15 protein-coding genes are annotated in these 16442 nt (G+C 68.8%); 3 read left to right on the forward strand and 12 right to left on the reverse strand.

Annotated elements, in window-relative coordinates; translation table 11 throughout:
* Positions 1 to 15 precede the first annotated feature (15 nt).
* From ACZ63I_RS30600 to ACZ63I_RS30640, 9 genes are all read right to left on the reverse strand, one after another.
* Complete coding sequence (locus tag ACZ63I_RS30600; RefSeq protein ID WP_469342496.1) at positions 16 to 3744, reverse strand: laminin G domain-containing protein; 3729 nt, start codon at positions 3742 to 3744, stop codon at positions 16 to 18.
* Between the two features lie 347 nt (positions 3745 to 4091).
* Complete coding sequence (locus ACZ63I_RS30605) at positions 4092 to 4430, reverse strand: metal-sulfur cluster assembly factor (protein WP_469342497.1); 339 nt, start codon at positions 4428 to 4430, stop codon at positions 4092 to 4094.
* Positions 4427 to 4891: a Fe-S cluster assembly sulfur transfer protein SufU gene (gene sufU, locus ACZ63I_RS30610; protein ID WP_469342499.1), complete on the reverse strand. Its 465-nt coding sequence runs from the start codon at positions 4889 to 4891 to the stop codon at positions 4427 to 4429. The genes ACZ63I_RS30605 and sufU overlap by 4 nt, the downstream gene beginning before the upstream one ends.
* Positions 4892 to 4931: 40 nt before the next feature.
* Complete coding sequence (locus ACZ63I_RS30615; protein ID WP_469342500.1) at positions 4932 to 6206, reverse strand: cysteine desulfurase; 1275 nt, start codon at positions 6204 to 6206, stop codon at positions 4932 to 4934.
* A complete protein-coding gene (gene sufC / locus ACZ63I_RS30620; RefSeq protein ID WP_469342501.1) occupies positions 6203 to 6967 on the reverse strand; it encodes a Fe-S cluster assembly ATPase SufC in 765 nt (254 codons plus the stop codon). Before sufC ends, ACZ63I_RS30615 begins: the two co-directional genes overlap by 4 nt.
* 7 nt (positions 6968 to 6974) lie before the next feature.
* Complete coding sequence (locus tag ACZ63I_RS30625) at positions 6975 to 7292, reverse strand: bifunctional 3-phenylpropionate/cinnamic acid dioxygenase ferredoxin subunit (protein WP_469342502.1); 318 nt, start codon at positions 7290 to 7292, stop codon at positions 6975 to 6977.
* Positions 7292 to 8473, reverse strand: a complete 1182-nt coding sequence (gene sufD / locus ACZ63I_RS30630; protein WP_469342503.1) for a Fe-S cluster assembly protein SufD — start codon at positions 8471 to 8473, stop codon at positions 7292 to 7294. The genes ACZ63I_RS30625 and sufD overlap by 1 nt, the downstream gene beginning before the upstream one ends.
* 107 nt (positions 8474 to 8580) lie before the next feature.
* Positions 8581 to 10002, reverse strand: coding sequence for a Fe-S cluster assembly protein SufB (gene sufB / locus ACZ63I_RS30635; protein WP_469342504.1), 1422 nt, complete (start codon positions 10000 to 10002; stop codon positions 8581 to 8583).
* Positions 9999 to 10742: a helix-turn-helix transcriptional regulator gene (locus ACZ63I_RS30640; RefSeq protein WP_469342505.1), complete on the reverse strand. Its 744-nt coding sequence runs from the start codon at positions 10740 to 10742 to the stop codon at positions 9999 to 10001. Before ACZ63I_RS30640 ends, sufB begins: the two co-directional genes overlap by 4 nt.
* Positions 10743 to 10909: 167 nt before the next feature.
* Between ACZ63I_RS30640 and ACZ63I_RS30645 the strand changes: the two genes are divergently transcribed.
* From ACZ63I_RS30645 to ACZ63I_RS30655, 3 genes are all read left to right on the forward strand, one after another.
* A complete protein-coding gene (locus ACZ63I_RS30645; RefSeq protein WP_469342506.1) occupies positions 10910 to 11890 on the forward strand; it encodes an ABC transporter ATP-binding protein in 981 nt (326 codons plus the stop codon).
* Positions 11890 to 12696 carry an ABC transporter permease gene (locus ACZ63I_RS30650; protein WP_469342507.1) on the forward strand — a complete coding sequence of 269 codons (807 nt, stop codon included), beginning with the start codon at positions 11890 to 11892 and terminating at the stop codon, positions 12694 to 12696. The genes ACZ63I_RS30645 and ACZ63I_RS30650 overlap by 1 nt, the downstream gene beginning before the upstream one ends.
* An 81-nt stretch (positions 12697 to 12777) precedes the next feature.
* The gene (locus ACZ63I_RS30655) at positions 12778 to 13749 is read left to right on the forward strand and encodes a COX15/CtaA family protein (RefSeq protein ID WP_469342630.1); all 972 of its coding nucleotides are present in this window, start codon (positions 12778 to 12780) and stop codon (positions 13747 to 13749) included.
* On the opposite strand, the gene ACZ63I_RS30660 is transcribed toward ACZ63I_RS30655, so the two are convergent.
* The 3 genes from ACZ63I_RS30660 to ACZ63I_RS30670 all read right to left on the reverse strand — a co-directional run bounded on the left by ACZ63I_RS30660 (position 13735) and on the right by ACZ63I_RS30670 (position 16416).
* Entirely contained in the window at positions 13735 to 14904 is a 1170-nt protein-coding gene (locus ACZ63I_RS30660) for an amidohydrolase family protein (protein ID WP_469342508.1), read from the reverse strand. The two genes, ACZ63I_RS30655 and ACZ63I_RS30660, sit on opposite strands and share 15 nt — an antisense overlap.
* A gap of 120 nt (positions 14905 to 15024) precedes the next feature.
* Entirely contained in the window at positions 15025 to 15435 is a 411-nt protein-coding gene (locus tag ACZ63I_RS30665; protein WP_469342509.1) for a hypothetical protein, read from the reverse strand.
* Between the two features lie 30 nt (positions 15436 to 15465).
* Positions 15466 to 16416 (reverse strand): heme o synthase, encoded by a 951-nt coding sequence (locus tag ACZ63I_RS30670; RefSeq protein ID WP_469342511.1) that lies wholly within the window; start codon positions 16414 to 16416, stop codon positions 15466 to 15468.
* Positions 16417 to 16442 lie beyond the last annotated feature (26 nt).

Below are 16442 nucleotides of genomic sequence, written 5' to 3' on the forward strand. Positions count from 1 at the left end.
CCGGCCCCGGTCAGGTCAGGTCACCGGCGGGGAAGTATCTTCAGACGCAGCCAGCACTTGGCTGCTGATCTGCTCGCCAGTCATGGCACCTGTCCAGATGCGCAATTGCTGAATCCCGCCGGGCAGATAGTGACCGGTGGCTCCGCCTGTCGTGCCACGTCCGGCGGCAAGTTCGCCGGTGCCTTGCTGATCGGCGTCGAATCCCGGATTCGCGAAGCTGTCGGCTTCGGACGCCCCCACATAGAGGTGCAGTTGGCCCAGGCCCTCCTGGGACTGTGCCGGATCGGCCGGGTCGCTCCAGTTCCACGACTGCTGAGCATCGAACACACCCGTCACGTCGACCCAGACGTCCGTCTCGGCGAGATCCGCTGCGGGGGTGATGGTCGTGCGGCGAGTGACCGCGCCGGACTGGTCAGTTGCGGTACGCGCGAATTGCCACTGGTAGACGCCGTCCGCGGGCTTGATCACGTTCAGTGCCCACGACGACTCCCTGCCGCTGCGCTGTCCCGCGATCTGAGCCGTGTAGCCCACCGGCTTGAGGTCCAGCGACAGGGCCGACAACTCCACCCGGGCCGAGACGGTGAAGGAGCCGGACTCGTCTACCACTGGCCCCTGCATCGAGGCGTAGCCGGACGTGCCGTCCAAGACCAGACCATTGTCCTCGCCATCGACGACTGCCCCGGTGGCCGAGAGGGTCATGGCCGCGTGCGGGTAGGCGGTGGACTCACCGATCACCTTCCCTGTCGCCGCTGTGGCATCCCACGAGGCCACGAGTTCGTTGGTCGGCAGGCCGCTCTCTTCCAGTCGCGTCTCCTGCTGAATTTCTTCCGGCGTCAGGGCGCGTTGCCAGACAGCGGCTTCGTCGATACGGCCCCGGAAGAAATGCCCAGCTCCCCCTCTGATGACGGAACGCCCGAACTGCAGGCCGCCGGAGGCTGTCCAGGGCTGATAGGTGGCGCTCTGGGATGCGGCCGAGGCGGCGAGATTGACCGGGCTGCCCTGCGGCCGGCCGTCGACATAGAGCTGGATGGTGTCGTTGGCGGGGCTGGCGTCGCCGTGTGTGTCGAACACTCCCGCCAGATGGGTCCACACGTTGAGCGTCGGCGCAGTCTTCACGGCGTTGGATGCCAGGAATATGGGTTTCTCGGAGTCGGTGGCCGTACGGCTGAACACCCACCCGTTGCTTGAGGTCGAGTAGTACAGAGCGAATGCCTGGGCCTGGGTACCGGGTGCGGTCAGCACCATGTGGCTGGACGCCGTATCCGTCATGTCCACCCAGGCAGAGACGGTGAACGAGTCCTTCGTGTTGACCGCGGCCGCCGAAGTAGCCGCGTAGGCCTGCTGGTTGGCGGGACTCGAACTGTCCATCCACAGGGACTGATCCAACTCGCCCCGCCGGGCCATCGTCGACCACCCCGCGCCTGCGGTGAACAGGGTCGCGTCGTGGCGGGTCCCGTCGCTCGCCGAGTCCTTGGCCAGCATCACCCCCGAACCGGGTGCACCGTCATCGAAGTGCCATCGCCCCACCGCACCCTCGGCCGGTGCCACCTTGAACACGAACTCCGCCGGCGGCCCCCACCGTTCGCGGACGTCCCTGGCCTCCACCGACAGCACTTGCGTACCGGTCAGGGGCGGCACCACGTCGGTTACGGTGACCGTGGTGCCGGTCACCTTCCGGGTCTGCTCCGCTGTCGAGGTCAGCAGCCGCCACCGGTATCCGATGACATCGCTGTCCGCTGCGTTCGGAGTGAACGTGAACGACCCCGCCACACCCGGCCCGCCGTTGCCCTCACACGTCTCCGTCGTACACGCGGTGTACGGGGCACCTGCTGCGATCTGCGGGGCCCGGGGCGCCGTCGAGTCGATCTTGAAGTAACACCACGGAGAGAACACCGACGCCAGTTCGCCCGACGCACCGCCGTAGGACCAGTGAGATTCGGTGCGCGCCCGATAGCGGTACTCCGTACCGTCGGTACGGTTCGTGGTCCGCATCTCCTCCAAGGTGCCGTCCGGATGCCACCCGCTTTGCGGCCGGTTGTCGCTCCAGATCTCCTCCCAGCTCCCGTCGGCAAGTTTGCGTTCCGCCCGGAGACCCGCCCGCAATGACCCCTTCTCCTCACCGGATCCCGGCTGCACCTTGGTCTGCACCCGCGCCTGCACCATCGGGTCCAGCCGTGTAACGATCAGCGGATCAGCCGCATTGCTGCGGCAGTACGCTGTTGTGCCGTCCCCCGGGATCAGCCCCACGTTCGTCGGAACCCCGGGCTTGGCCACGTAGGTCACCTGCAGTTCGGCGTTGTCGTCGAAACGCTTCCAGGCCCGCGGGTCTCCTTCGTCCTTCGCCCACAGCATCAATGTCAGCCGGGAGATCTTCCCGTCGGCGAAAGCGCGCACTGTCGGCGTCAGGTTCTCGTTCGACTGCGCCGGGTCGTCGTTGAACTCAATCCACGAGTCCGGCTGCTCCGGGTTGCACTCGGTGCCCCGCCCCGCGGACACCAACCGGTCGCCCATGTGGTCGATGACCGACGGTCCCGGCCACCTCGTGCCCGCGGAAATGTTGTTGGTCCGGGCCAGATTGAGCCACTTCGCGTCACAGTTGAACGACCATGTCTCATGCGCACGAAACGTCGCATCCAAGACCTGCTTGCCGTTCAGCTTCGTCGGGGCAAACTCGAACAGCATGCGGTTCGCGTAATTCTCACCGCAGTAATACCCGTCCGCGCTGCCGCAACGGCCCACACCGTACTCACCCTTGAACTGCCAGAACCTGTCGCCGTCCGACGACAGGACCGTCCTCTCCGACTCGCCTAGGCCCACGGGCGGGTCGATGTAGACGGGGTAGACAGTTTTCGGTCCACGCAGGAGGTCCAGGTCCGGGCTGACGGTTACGGCCCCTGACGTGACGCGTACCGGGAGCGGTGTGCTCGCGTCACCCTCACCCGGCAGCGCGGGGTCGTCTCCCGCACCGGCAGCCGGAATGTCCCCCGTGGCGGGCAGCAGAGGCGTCGTCAGGGAACCGCGGGACTGTGGCTGCGGTCCCGTATCGCCGGCCGAGTCCCACATCTGACCCGCGGGACCGGTGAAGACCGCGTTGCCGTCCTCGTCGACCGCCTGCAACCCCCCGCCCGGTCCGGCCATCACTTCCAGGCCCTTGCCCGAAGCGGCAAAGGTGATCTGCTCCAGCTCCGAACTCGCCGCCGCCTCGGCAGTCTTGACCGCCAGGACTTGCCGATAGCCCTCAGCCGTCGCCGTTAGTTGGAGATCCACTCCGGGCAGCACCTCCCGGTAGGTAGCCGTCGCTCCGTCGAGTACCGGCTCCGGCAGGGCACCCGGCCAGTCCAGAGCGAAAGAACGGTCGTGGACCCCCAGCCGGATCATGCCCTGATCACCGCCGCCCGAGAACGACAGATCCACGACGGCCGCCTTCGGACCGACACTGCCGTCAGCACGACGCTCCAGTACGGGGTCGACCGCCGTCCACGACCCGTCGGCCCGGCGTACTCGCTGGGGAGTAGTGGACTGCGTCAGCGTGAACGTCCCGTCCGGGTTCGCCAGCGTCTGCGAGTACTCGGTGCGTTCACTGATGTCCTCGACCGGCTCACCGGACTTCGCGGCCCGCGCCGAGGCCGTCAGGACATCCGCGGCGGCATGAACCTCCGCGCTTGCCGGCGTGGCCGGCAGTGCCAGCACGGAAACCCCCGCGAGCACCGCCGATGCCGCGACGGCGGAAATGGCTCCTCGCACACGTCTTTGGACCTTACGGCCACCGCGACGCCCCACCGACTCGCCCAAAATCCCCACCCCAGGCTCACAGAAAACACACAGACCGGGCTGACCTTAAAGCCTCGGCAATATGAACCGTCAAGAGCGTCCCCATCACTGGGGTGGACTTATCCAGGGAAAACAGGAAGGAGAAGACATAAAAAAATCTTGAGGCGTGAAAACACCGAAACAGGACATCGATATTCAGCTAACAAAAGGTTAACGAAAAGCGAATCGCGCTCTTCAGTCAAGGCTCTCGACAGAGCAAAAAGGCGCGGCGCGCCCCGGGTGGGGTGCGTCGCGCCTTTTGTGTCGCCGGGCCGGGGGTGTCAGACGTTGAAGCCCAGGGCTCGGAGTTGTTCGCGGCCGTCGTCCGTGATTTTGTCCGGGCCCCACGGGGGCATCCAGACCCAGTTGATCTTGAGTTCGCTGACGATGCCCTCGGTCGCCGTCTGGGCCTGTTCCTCGATCACGTCCGTCAGCGGGCAGGCCGCCGACGTCAGTGTCATGTCCAGGGTGGCGATGTTGGAGTCGTCGATGTGGATGCCGTAGATCAGGCCCAGGTTGACGACGTCGATGCCCAGTTCCGGGTCGACCACGTCGTACAGCGCCTCGCGGACCTCGTCCTCCGAGGCCGGCTTCATGGTCAGGGTCTCGTTCTCGCTCATGCGGTCTCCTTGTGCGCGGTGTCGCCCAGTGCCTGGGCCGTCGCGTCCTTCCACGCCATCCAGCTCAGCAGGGCGCACTTGACGCGTGCGGGGTACTTCGAGACGCCGGAGAACGCCACCGCGTCCTCCAGCAGCTCCTCCATCGCGTCGTCCGGCTCCAACTGTCCCTTGGACTGCATCAGCTCCAGGAAGGCGCCCTGGATCTTCTGCGCCTCCGCCAGGTCCTTGCCGACCAGCAGGTCGTTCAGTACGGACGCGCTGGCCTGGCTGATCGAGCAGCCCTGGCCCTCGTACGAGACGTCCTCGATCAGCGACCCGGCGTACCGCACGCGCAGCGTGATCTCGTCACCACAGGTGGGGTTGACGTGGTGCACCTCGGCGTCGCCGTCCCGCAGACCGCGCCCGTGGGGGTGCTTGTAGTGGTCCAGGATGACGTCCTGGTACATCGAATCCAGCTTCACGTGTCAGTCCTTTGTCCGACCCTTTGTCTGACGAGGTCTCTCATCCGAAGAAATTACGGACATGTTCCAGACCGTCGACCAGCGCGTCCACCTCGCTCTGTGTCGAGTACAGATAGAACGACGCTCGCGTGGTCGCGGGAATTCCGTACCGCAGGCAGACCGGCCGCGCGCAGTGGTGGCCGACCCGGACCGCGATGCCCTGTTCGTCCAGGACCTGGCCCACGTCGTGCGGGTGGATGTCACCCAGCGTGAACGAGACCGTGGCGCCCCGGTCCTCGGCCGTCGTCGGGCCGATGATCCGCAGGCCCGGGATGTCCCGCAGCCGCTCCAGCGCGTACTCGGTGATCGCGTGCTCGTGCGCCGCGATCTTGTCCATGCCGATCGCCGAGAGGTAGTCCACCGCGGCGCCGAGGCCGACGGCCTGGGCGATCGGGGGTGTACCCGCCTCGAACTTGTGCGGCGCCGGGGCGTACGTGGACGAGCTCATCGTCACGGTCTCGATCATCTCGCCGCCGCCGAGGAACGGCGGCAGGTCGTCCAGCAGCTCCTGGCGGCCCCACAGCACGCCGATGCCGGTGGGCCCAGTCATCTTGTGCCCGGTGAACGCCACGAAGTCGGCCTGGAGCGCCTGCACGTCCAGCACCTGGTGCGGCGCGGCCTGCGAGGCGTCGATGCAGACCAGCGCGCCGACCTGCTGCGCGCGGCGGACGATCGCCTCGACCGGGTTCTGGGTGCCCAGGATGTTGGAGACCAGGACGAAGGAGACGATCTTCGTCTTCTCCGTGATGATCTGATCGATGTTCGACAGGTCGAGCCGGCCGTCGTCGGTGATGCCGAACCACTTCAGCTTCGCGCCCGTGCGCTGCGCGAGGAGCTGCCACGGCACGATGTTGGAGTGGTGCTCCATCTCCGTGATGACGATCTCGGTCGAGTCGTCCACCCGGTACGGCTCGTCGGCCCAGCCCAGCATGTTGGCGACCAGGTTCAGCGACTCCGAGGCGTTCTTGGTGAAGATCACCTCGTCGCGGCTGGGCGCGTTGATGAAGGCCGCGACCTTGTCGCGGGCGCCCTCGTAGAGCGCCGTGGCCTCTTCGGCCAGGGTGTACACACCGCGGTGGACGTTCGCGTTGTGCTGCTCGTAGTAGGTGTTCAGGGCGTCGAGCACCTGGCGCGGCTTCTGCGAGGTGGCCGCCGAGTCCAGGTAGACGAGCTTCTTGTCGCCGTGGATCACCCGGTCGAGGATCGGGAAGTCCTTGCGGATCGCCTCGTCGAGCAGGCGGTCCCGCACTGAGAGCAGATCCGGAAGTTGTGTCACGCGCTGACGCCTCCCTTCGCGTACGCCTCGTAGCCCTCGTTCTCCAGCTTGTCGGCCAGCTCGGCGCCGCCGGACTCGGCGATGCGGCCCTGCGCGAAGACATGGACGAAGTCGGGCTTGATGTAGCGCAGGATCCGCGTGTAGTGCGTGATCAGCAGGGTGCCGACCTCGCCGCTCTCGCGGACCCGGTTGACGCCCTCGGAGACGACACGCAGCGCGTCCACGTCGAGGCCCGAGTCGGTCTCGTCGAGGATCGCGATCTTCGGCTTGAGCAGTTCGAGCTGAAGGATCTCGTGGCGCTTCTTCTCGCCGCCGGAGAAGCCCTCGTTCAGGTTGCGCTCGGCGAAGGACGGGTCCATCTGGAGGCGCTCCATGGTCTCCCTGACCTCCTTCACCCACGTCCGCAGCTTGGGGGCCTCGCCGCGTACGACGGTGGCCGAGGTGCGCAGGAAGTTGGAGACCGAGACGCCGGGGACCTCGACGGGGTACTGCATCGCGAGGAAAAGACCCGCGCGCGCCCGCTCGTCCACGGTCATCGCCAGGACGTCCTCGCCGTCCAGCGTCACGACACCACCGGTGATCGTGTACTTGGGGTGGCCGGCGAGGGAGTACGCGAGGGTCGACTTGCCCGAGCCGTTGGGGCCCATGATGGCGTGGGTCTCGCCCTGCTTGACGGTCAGGTCGACGCCCTTGAGGATCTCGCGGGGGCCGTTCTCCGTGTCGACGGTGACGTGCAGGTCGTTAATTTCAAGGGTTGCCATGGGTGACTCAGGACTCCTGGGTGACGGAGACGAGCACATCGTCCCCTTGGATCTGTACGGGGTATACGGGGACGGGGCGCGTCGCGGGGAGGCTCGACGGCTTTCCGGTGCGCAGGTCGAAGCTGGAGCCGTGCAGCCAGCACTCGATCATGCAGTCCTCCACCTCGCCCTCCGAGAGCGACACGTTCGCGTGCGAGCAGATGTCGTTGATCGCGAACACCTCGCCCTCGGTACGGACGATCGAGACGGGCGTGCCGTCGAGTTCCACCCTGGTCGGGGTGGACTCCACCAGCTCGCTCAGACCGCAGACACGGACGAAGGCCATCAGACGGTGGCCTCCAGCTCCTTCTCGATCGACGCGAGCAGCCGCTCCTCGACGTCGGGAAGGCCGATGTGCTGGACCAGCTCGGCGAAGAAGCCGCGCACGACCAGGCGGCGCGCCTCGGTCTCGGGGATGCCTCGCGCCATCAGGTAGAAGAGCTGCTCGTCGTCGAACCGGCCGGTCGCCGACGCGTGTCCGGCGCCGGCGATCTCACCGGTCTCGATCTCCAGGTTCGGCACGGAGTCGACCCGCGCGCCGTCCGTGAGGACGAGGTTGCGGTTCATCTCGTACGTGTCGGTGCCCTCGGCCGAGGCCCGGATGAGGACGTCACCGATCCACACGGCGTGCGCGTCGGCGCCCTGGAGCGCGCCCTTGTAGGCCACGTTCGACTTGCAGTGCGGGGCGTTGTGATCGACGAACAGCCGGTGTTCCTGGTGCTGGCCCTTGTCGGTGAAGTACAGGCCGAACAGCTCGGCCTCGCCGCCGGGTCCCGCGTACTGGACGCGCGGGTGGAGCCGCACCAGATCGCCGCCGAAGGTGACGATGATCGACTTGAACGAGGCGTCCCTGCCGACCAGCGCGTTGTGCTGGGCGACGTGGACGGCCTTGTCGTCCCAGTCCTGGACGGAGACGACGGTCAGCTTGGCGCCGTCGCCCAGCAGGTAGTCGACGTTGGCGGCGAGCGTCGCTTCGCCGGTGTGGTCGATGACCACGACCGCCTCGGCGAAGGCGCCGACCTCCACGATCAGGTGGCCGTACGCGACACCGCCCGCGCCGTGCACGGCGACCCTGACCGGCTCGGTCAGCACGGTCTCCTTCGGTACGGAGACGACGGACGCCTTCTCGAACGAGGAGAACGCCTGCGCCGCGACCCGGTCCGCCGGGGTGCCGGCCTTGCCTGCGCGCGGGTCGTCGCGGCCCACGGTCTCCACGACGACGCCTTCGGGGGCCGTCACCTCGACCGTGAGGGCCGAGCCTGTCGCGTCCGCCGTGCCGTCGTGCAGCCCGCGCAGCCGCTCCAGCGGCGTGAACCGCCACTCCTCCTCGCGGCCGTGCGGGACGGGGAAGTCCGCCACGTCGTAGGAGGGGGGCGCGCTGGTGCGCGTGGCGACGGTCGACTCGGCGGCCACCGCGATCGAACCGGCAGTGGTGGAACCCGCCGGAATGTTCTGAGCCTCAGCCATGGCTGTCGTCGTGCTCTCTCTCTGCCTCTGGGGAACTGCGTCCGGGGAAACGAAATCGGTGGGCGCCGCCACCATGGCGGCGGCGGCGCCGCTGCGGCCGGCCGAGGTCAGCCGACCGAGCCTTCCATCTGCAGCTCGATCAGCCGGTTGAGCTCCAGGGCGTACTCCATGGGCAGCTCCTTGGCGATCGGCTCGACGAAGCCGCGCACGATCATCGCCATCGCCTCGAACTCCGTCATGCCCCGGCTCATCAGGTAGAAGAGCTGGTCCTCGGAGACCTTGGAGACGGTCGCCTCGTGGCCCATCGACACGTCGTCCTCGCGCACGTCCACGTACGGGTACGTGTCGGAGCGGGAGATCGTGTCGACCAGCAGCGCGTCGCAGAGCACGTTGGACTTGGAGCCCGCAGCGCCCTCGCCGATCTCGATCAGACCGCGGTAGGACGTACGGCCGCCACCGCGCGCCACCGACTTGGAGACGATGTTCGACGAGGTGTTCGGGGCCATGTGGACCATCTTGGCGCCGGCGTCCTGGTGCTGGCCCTCGCCCGCGAAGGCGATGGACAGCGTCTCACCCTTGGCGTGCTCGCCCATCAGGTAGACGGCCGGGTACTTCATGGTGACCTTGGAGCCGATGTTGCCGTCGACCCACTCCATGGTCGCGCCCTCGTACGCCACGGCGCGCTTGGTGACCAGGTTGTAGACGTTGTTCGACCAGTTCTGGATGGTCGTGTAGCGGCAGCGGCCGCCCTTCTTGACGATGATCTCGACCACGGCGCTGTGCAGCGAGTCCGAGGAGTAGATCGGGGCGGTGCAGCCTTCGACGTAGTGGACGTAGGCGTCCTCGTCGACGATGATCAGCGTCCGCTCGAACTGGCCCATGTTCTCCGTGTTGATACGGAAGTAGGCCTGGAGCGGGATGTCGACGTGCACACCCTTCGGCACGTAGATGAAGGAGCCGCCGGACCACACGGCCGAGTTCAGCGACGCGAACTTGTTGTCGCCGACCGGGATGACCGTGCCGAAGTACTCCTCGAACAGCTCCGGGTTCTCGCGCAGCGCCGTGTCGGTGTCCTTGAAGATGACGCCCTGCTCCTCCAGGTCCTCGCGGATCTGGTGGTAGACGACCTCGGACTCGTACTGGGCGGCGACGCCGGCCACGAGGCGCTGCTTCTCCGCCTCGGGGATGCCGAGCTTGTCGTACGTGTTCTTGATGTCCTCCGGCAGGTCCTCCCAGGACTCGGCCTGCTTCTCGGTGGACCGCACGAAGTACTTGATGTTGTCGAAGTGGATGCCCGACAGGTCGGAGCCCCAGTTCGGCATGGGCTTCTTGCCGAAGAGCTTGAGGCCCTTCAGCCGCAGCTTCAGCATCCACTCCGGCTCGTTCTTCTTCTCCGAGATGTCGCGGACGACAGCTTCGGAGAGTCCGCGCTTGGCGGCGGCGCCGGCGGCGTCGGAGTCGGCCCAGCCGAATTCGTACGTACCCAGACCGTCGAGCTCAGGATGGGCGGTCTCTGTGGGGAGCGTCATGCGGGGTTCCTCCCGGCTGTGCTTTCAGATGCGTGATCGGTGGTCTGTGGGGTGGAGCGGGGAATGAAGGTCGTGCAGACCCCGTCGCCGTGGGCGATGGTGGCCAGTCGCTGCACATGCGTACCGAGAAGCTCGGAAAAGAATTCCGTCTCGGCCTCGCAGAGCTGCGGGAACTTCTCGGCGACATGGGCCACCGGGCAGTGGTGCTGGCAGAGCTGCTCGCCCTGGCTGTTCGGCGCGGAGCGCGCCGCCGCAGCGTATCCGTCGGTGCTCAGCGCCTTGGCGAGCGCCTCGGTACGCCGGTCGGGCTCGGCGGCCTCGACCGCCGCGCGGTACGCCTCGGCCTGGCCGGCGATCCGGGCGCGGGCGAAGGCGGCGACGGCCGCCTCGCCCCGTTCCCCGCCGCCGGCCGCCTGCGCGATCCAGTGCAGCGCCTCGGCTGCCAGCTTGTCGTACGACTGGTCGAAGGCGTCCCTGCCGCAGTCGGTCAGAGCGAACGCCTTGGCCGGCCTGCCGCGGCCGCGTGAGCCGTAGACGCGCTGTTCGCGCGGTTCCACGACGTTGTCGGCCGCGAGTGCGTCGAGATGACGGCGGACGGCCGCCTGGGTGAGCCCGAGGCGCCCCGCCAGATCGGAGACGGTGGACGGGCCGTGGTCCAGGATGGAGCGCGCGACCCGGTTGCGAGTGGAGTGCTCACCGGTCGCGAGTTCCTCCTGGGGAGCCTCGCCAACGTATTTCACAACGCCATTGTTGCGTAATTCCCTCGGCCCTGACAACCGCGACCCGGCCGGGCGTGAGGTGCGCTGTATCACTTAGGGTTACCTAATTCGCACCCGTACTGCCCGGTGGGAGCGGCTTTCGGCCCCGCCTGGGTACGCCGTCCGGGAGGCTGCCTAGACTTCCCGGCATGCGCAGCGTCAACCCGGGTGGCTCACTGCCCGACAGCGGTTCAGCCGCGGGCCGGGCCTCCGGAGACCCCGTCGTGGAGATTCGCGGACTGGTCAAACGGTACGGCGACAAGACGGCGGTGAACGGCCTGGACCTGGTGGTACGGGCCGGTACGGTCACCGCTGTGCTCGGCCCGAACGGGGCCGGCAAGACGACCACGGTCGAAACCTGCGAGGGCTACCGCAGACCTGACGCGGGGACCGTACGGGTGCTGGGCCTCGACCCGGTGACCCAAGCGGCGGCGCTCCGGCCGCGGATCGGCGTGATGCTCCAGTCCGGCGGCGTGTACTCGGGAGCGCGCGCCGAGGAAATGCTCCGCCATATGGCGAGACTGCACGCCCACCCGCTGGACGTGGACGCCCTCATCGAGCGGCTGGGCCTCGAAAGCTGCGGCCGTACGACGTACCGCAGGCTCTCCGGCGGCCAGCAGCAGCGGCTCGCGCTGGCGCTCGCCGTCGTCGGCCGCCCCGAGCTGGTCTTCCTGGACGAGCCGACGGCGGGGCTCGACCCGCAGGCCCGCCGCGCCACCTGGGAGCTGGTGCGCGAGCTGCGGGCCGACGGCGTCGGTGCCGTACTGACCACGCACTTCATGGACGAGGCCGAGCAGCTCGCCGACGACGTCGTGATCATCGACGCGGGCCGGGCCGTCGCCCAGGGCAGCCCCGAGGCGCTGTGCCGCGGCGGCGCCGAGAACACCCTGCGCTTCACCGGGCGCCCCGGGCTCGACCTCGGCTCGCTGCTGAAGGCGCTGCCCGACGGCTCGGCAGCCGCCGAACTCGGCGCCGGCGTCTACCGGATCAGCGGCACGATCGATCCGCAGCTCCTGGCCACGGTCACCTCCTGGTGCGCGCAGCACGGGGTGATGGCCGCCGGGATCTCCGTCGAGCGGCACACGCTGGAGGACGTCTTCCTCGAACTGACCGGCAAGGAGCTGCGCTGATGAGCACCGGTACGACGACAGCGGGCGGTACGGGTACGGGCGGTACGGGTACGTACGCCCCCGCGCCCGGCGCCGCCCCGCTCGGCCGGATGATCGGCGCGCAGACGCTGTTCGAGACGAAGCTGCTGCTGCGCAACGGCGAGCAACTGCTGCTGACCGTGATCATCCCCTCGCTGCTGCTGGTCCTCTTCTCGACGGTCGACATCATCGACACCGGTGCGGGCAAGTCCGTCGACTTCCTGGCGCCCGGCATCCTCGCGCTGGCGGTGCTGTCCACGGCGTTCACCGGGCAGGCCATCGCCACCGGTTTCGAGCGCCGTTACGGGGTGCTGAAGCGGCTCGCCGTATCGCCGCTCCCCCGGTGGGGCCTGATGACGGCGAAGACGCTCGCCGTCCTGGTCACCGAGGTGCTCCAGGTGGCGCTGCTGACGGTCATCGCGCTGCTGCTCGGCTGGTCGCCGCACGGCAATCCGCTCGCCGTCCTGCTGCTGCTCGTCCTCGGCACCGCCACGTTCTCCGGGCTCGGTCTGCTGATGGCGGGCACGCTGCGGGCCGAGGCGACGCTGGCGGCGGCGAACCTGGTCTTCCTGCTGCTCCTGGTGGGCGGCGGGGTGATCGTGCCGCTGGACAAGTTCCCCGGAGGGGCGCGGGCGGTGCTGGACCTGCTGCCGATCTCGGCGCTCTCCGACGGGCTGCGGGACGTGCTCCAGCACGGGGCGGCGATGCCGTGGGGCGACCTCGGGATCCTCGCCGTGTGGGCCGCCGTCGGACTCGGCGCGGCTGCCGCGTTCTTCCGCTGGGAGTGAGGGCGTACAGCCGGCCGGGAGCGGGCGGGTGGCGGCGGACCGGGGACCCCTCGTGAAAAGCTGCACAAGCTCGCGCCTACGATAGTTCGCGTGTTGACCCCCCTCGCCTATATCGCCCAGCGGTGGACGCCTTCGCCCCGTACGCTCCAGCGCGCCGCGCTCGCCGCCGTACTGATGTCGGTGGCGATCATCGTCACCGGCGGCGCCGTCCGGCTGACCAGCTCGGGGCTCGGCTGCGACACCTGGCCCAAGTGCACGGACAACAGCCTCGTCGCCACGCCCGAGCAGGGGATCCACGGCGCGATCGAGTTCAGCAACCGCATGCTGACGTACGTCCTGTCGGCGGCCGTCGGCTGGGCGATCATCGCAGCGCGGGCGGCCAAGCCCCGGCGGCGCCCGCTCACCCGGCTCGCCTGGTCGCAGTTCTGGCTGGTGATGAGCAACGCCGTACTCGGCGGCGTCACCGTCCTGGCAGGACTCAACCCGTGGACCGTTGCGGGCCATCTCCTCGCCGCCCTCGGCCTGTTGACCGTCGCCACGCTGACCTGGCTGCGCACCCGCGAGGGCGACGGCACACCGCGGCCGCGCGTGCCGCGCCCGCTGTTCCGGCTCTGCACGGCGCTGCTGGTCGCCACCGCGCTGCTGATGGCGGCGGGCACCGTCGTGACGGGTACGGGCCCGCACGCGGGCGACAGCAGCGATGTGCCGCGGATGCCGTTCGACTGGGTGGCCACCGTCCATCTGCACGAGGTGCTGGCGTTCGTGGTCGTCGCGCTCGCCGTCGCGATGTGGGTGGGGCTGCGGGCAGCCGACGCCCCGCTCGACACCCGCAGGATCGCCCGCAACCTGGTGCTGGTGCTGCTCGCCCAGGGGGTCGTCGGGTACGTGCAGTACCTGACCGATCTTCCCGAAGTCCTGGTCGGCGTCCATATGTTCGGCCTGGCCCTGGTGTGGATCGGCACGCTGCGGATGCGGATGTGTCTGCGCGAGCGCCCGGTCACGACGGCCGAGATCCCCGCGCAGGCGGACGCCGCGCTGTCACCCGCCGTCTGAAGAACCGCCGCCCGGCTGCCCTGCTCCCGGCTGCCCTGCTCCCGGCTGCCCGCTCACCGCGGTCGCGTGTCCTGCGTCCGGCAGCCGGTACACCCGGCGGGCGTTGCCGGACGCGATCATCTCCGCGACGCGCTGCGCGTCACCGATCGCCCACGCGCCGTCGGCGACCCAGCCGCCCAGCACCCGGGCGAGGGCTTCCCTGAACACCCGGGCCCCGACCACGTGCAGTTCGGGCAGCCCGCGCGCGCCGCTGGAGAACAGCAGCTTCCCGAACGGCGCGAGTTCCAGGGTCTCCGCGAGCACGGCGGCGGCGCCCGCTCCGGTGTGCGCGAGTACGGGGCCCAGATCCGCGTACACATGCGGGAAGACGCCGGTGAGCTGCGCCGCCTGACGGTGGTGCGGATACGCGCCGAGCAGCACCAGATCGGTGCCGAGGCCCTCCGTCGCCGCGGCGAAGTCCCGTAGCAGGACCGGCTCGCAGGAGCCGACGCGCAGTTGCAGCGGCAGTCCTGACGCGACGGCCGTCCACAGCAGATGCCGCAGCAGTACGGGGTCGGTGACCGCGTCGCCCGCCGAGCGCGCGGCGAGCCAGCGCCCTGCCGCACCTCTGACCTCGCCGGGGCCCGGCGGCTGCGGGGCCAGGGCGCCGCCGTGGCCGAGCCCGGTGACGGAGATGAAGGCGACGGCCGAGGCTGCGGCCGCGTGCACGGCCTCGGCGAGGTTGGCGAGCAGCGCTTCCACGGACCCCGAGGTGTCGGCGATCTGCTGGGCGAGCGGTTCGAGCCGGACGATCTCCCGGGCATCGGCGCCGCCCGCCGCGGCCATCTCGGCGGGCCCGGTCAGATCACCGGGCAGCCCGGTGTCCACGAGATAGGTGGAGATCCCGGTCCCGCGCAGCAGCAGCCTGCCCGCCTCTGCGGCGCCCAGCTCGCGGCGGCGGGCCAGATAGCGAGCCGGCGCGCAGTGCGGCTCCAGGCCGAGCAGCGGCGGGCACCAGCGCCGTACCGCGAACCCGGTCTGGGTGTCGAAGAAGGTGGTGCCGGCGGCCGGGGCGCCCGCCGTCCTGCCGAGCTGGGCCTCGAAGGTGCCGAGGCCCAGTTCCGTACGGAGCACACCGTGGCAGTACTGGTCCACCATGGACGCTGTTTCGATCATCGGGTTTCCCGTCGTGGACCGCTTGTACAGTCCTAACGGGACGAGCCGCGTTCCGGTGGCGCCCCGGGCGCCGCTTCCGTCGCTTTGACCGCTTCAGTCGCCTCGGTGTGCGCCGGGGCGTCAGTGGCCGAGCTGGATGCCGGCCATCCGCTTCCACTCGTACGGGCCCGTGCTGACCTTCGCGGCCAGCTCGCCGTCGAACGATTCGTGGAGCGTCAGCTCGGCGCTCTCGGCCGCGCTCAGCGCGAGGGCGTGGGTGGGGGCGACCAGATCGCCCCAGCCGCCGTCCTCGCCGACGAGCACGATGCGGGTGCCCTCCTGGCCGAGGTACGCGAGGTGCCCTTCGGCGCCGCCGTGTTTCGCCGCGAAGGCCCTGATCTCCTTGGCGAGCCTGGCCGCCTTGCGGGCGTCCCGCGCCTCGCGCCTGGCCAGGGCCTTGTCCGCCTGGGTCTTGCCCGACTCGTTCGCCTGGCCCGGCTCGTCCGCCCGGTCCGGCTTGCCCGCCTGGTCGCCCTGCTCAGTCTCAGCCATGCCGACGATGCTACCGGGCGGTAGAACGGGTTATCGGAGGAAGGGGTCCACGGCTACGGCGACGAAGAGGATCGAGACGTAGGTGATGGACCAGTGGAACAGCCGCATCTCCTTGAGCTTGGCGCCCACCTCGCCCGCCTTGGCACGCGAGTTCAGCCCGTGCGCCTCCCACAGCCAGTAGCCGCCCGCGACCAGCGCGACCGCGGTGTAGAACCAGCCGGTGTAGCCCAGCGGGGTCAGCAGCAGCGAGACGGCGACCATCACCCAGCTATAGGCGACGATCTGCCGGGCGACCACCCGATTGGACGCGACGACCGGCAGCATCGGGACGCCCACGCGCGCGTAGTCGTCCTTCACCTTCATCGACAGCGGCCAGTAGTGCGGCGGCGTCCAGAAGAACATCACGAGGAAGAGGATGACCGGGGCCCAGGACACCGAGTTGGTGACGGCGGACCAGCCGATCAGCACGGGCATGCAGCCCGCGATCCCGCCCCACACGATGTTCTGCGAGGTACGCCGCTTGAGGATCATCGTGTAGACGACGACGTAGAACAGCAGGGCGCCCAACGACAGCGCCGCCGACAGCCAGTTGACCAGAAGTCCGAACCACAGCGTCGAGAAGACCGCGAGGCCGAGGCCGAAGGCCAGGCACTCGCGCGGCGAGACCATGCCGGTGACCAGCGGACGCTGCGACGTACGGTCCATCAGGGCGTCGATGTCGCGGTCGATGTACATGTTCAGCGCGTTGGCGCCGCCGGCGGAGAGATACCCGCCGACACAGGTGACGAGCACCAGCCAGAGATCCGGGACGTCCTGCGAGGCGAGGAACATCACCGGAACGGTGGTGATGAGCAACAGCTCGATGATCCGTGGCTTGGTCAGTGCCACAAATGCCTTGGCGCGGGCTCCGAACGGCCGATGGCCCCTCGGGCTCGGAGTCAAGGCGGCGACCCCTGCGGGTCGGGACTCGACGGCCGTCACGCATACCCCTGACAGAGAAATCTCAG

This window comes from Streptomyces sp. NPDC087906 (assembly GCF_055584925.1).

Excerpts from the sequence above, each read along its gene's own strand:
- ACZ63I_RS30605 (WP_469342497.1), bottom strand. The coding sequence starts at position 4,430 with ATGAGCGAGAACGAGACCCTGACCATGAAGCCGGCCTCGGAGGACGAG.
- sufC (WP_469342501.1), bottom strand. The coding sequence starts at position 6,967 with ATGGCAACCCTTGAAATTAACGACCTGCACGTCACCGTCGACACGGAG.
- ACZ63I_RS30625 (WP_469342502.1), bottom strand. The coding sequence starts at position 7,292 with ATGGCCTTCGTCCGTGTCTGCGGTCTGAGCGAGCTGGTGGAGTCCACC.
- sufD (WP_469342503.1), bottom strand. The coding sequence starts at position 8,473 with ATGGCTGAGGCTCAGAACATTCCGGCGGGTTCCACCACTGCCGGTTCG.
- sufB (WP_469342504.1), bottom strand. The coding sequence starts at position 10,002 with ATGACGCTCCCCACAGAGACCGCCCATCCTGAGCTCGACGGTCTGGGT.
- ACZ63I_RS30645 (WP_469342506.1), top strand. The coding sequence starts at position 10,910 with ATGCGCAGCGTCAACCCGGGTGGCTCACTGCCCGACAGCGGTTCAGCC.
- ACZ63I_RS30650 (WP_469342507.1), top strand. The coding sequence starts at position 11,890 with ATGAGCACCGGTACGACGACAGCGGGCGGTACGGGTACGGGCGGTACG.
- ACZ63I_RS30660 (WP_469342508.1), bottom strand. The coding sequence starts at position 14,904 with ATGATCGAAACAGCGTCCATGGTGGACCAGTACTGCCACGGTGTGCTC.
- ACZ63I_RS30665 (WP_469342509.1), bottom strand. The coding sequence starts at position 15,435 with ATGGCTGAGACTGAGCAGGGCGACCAGGCGGGCAAGCCGGACCGGGCG.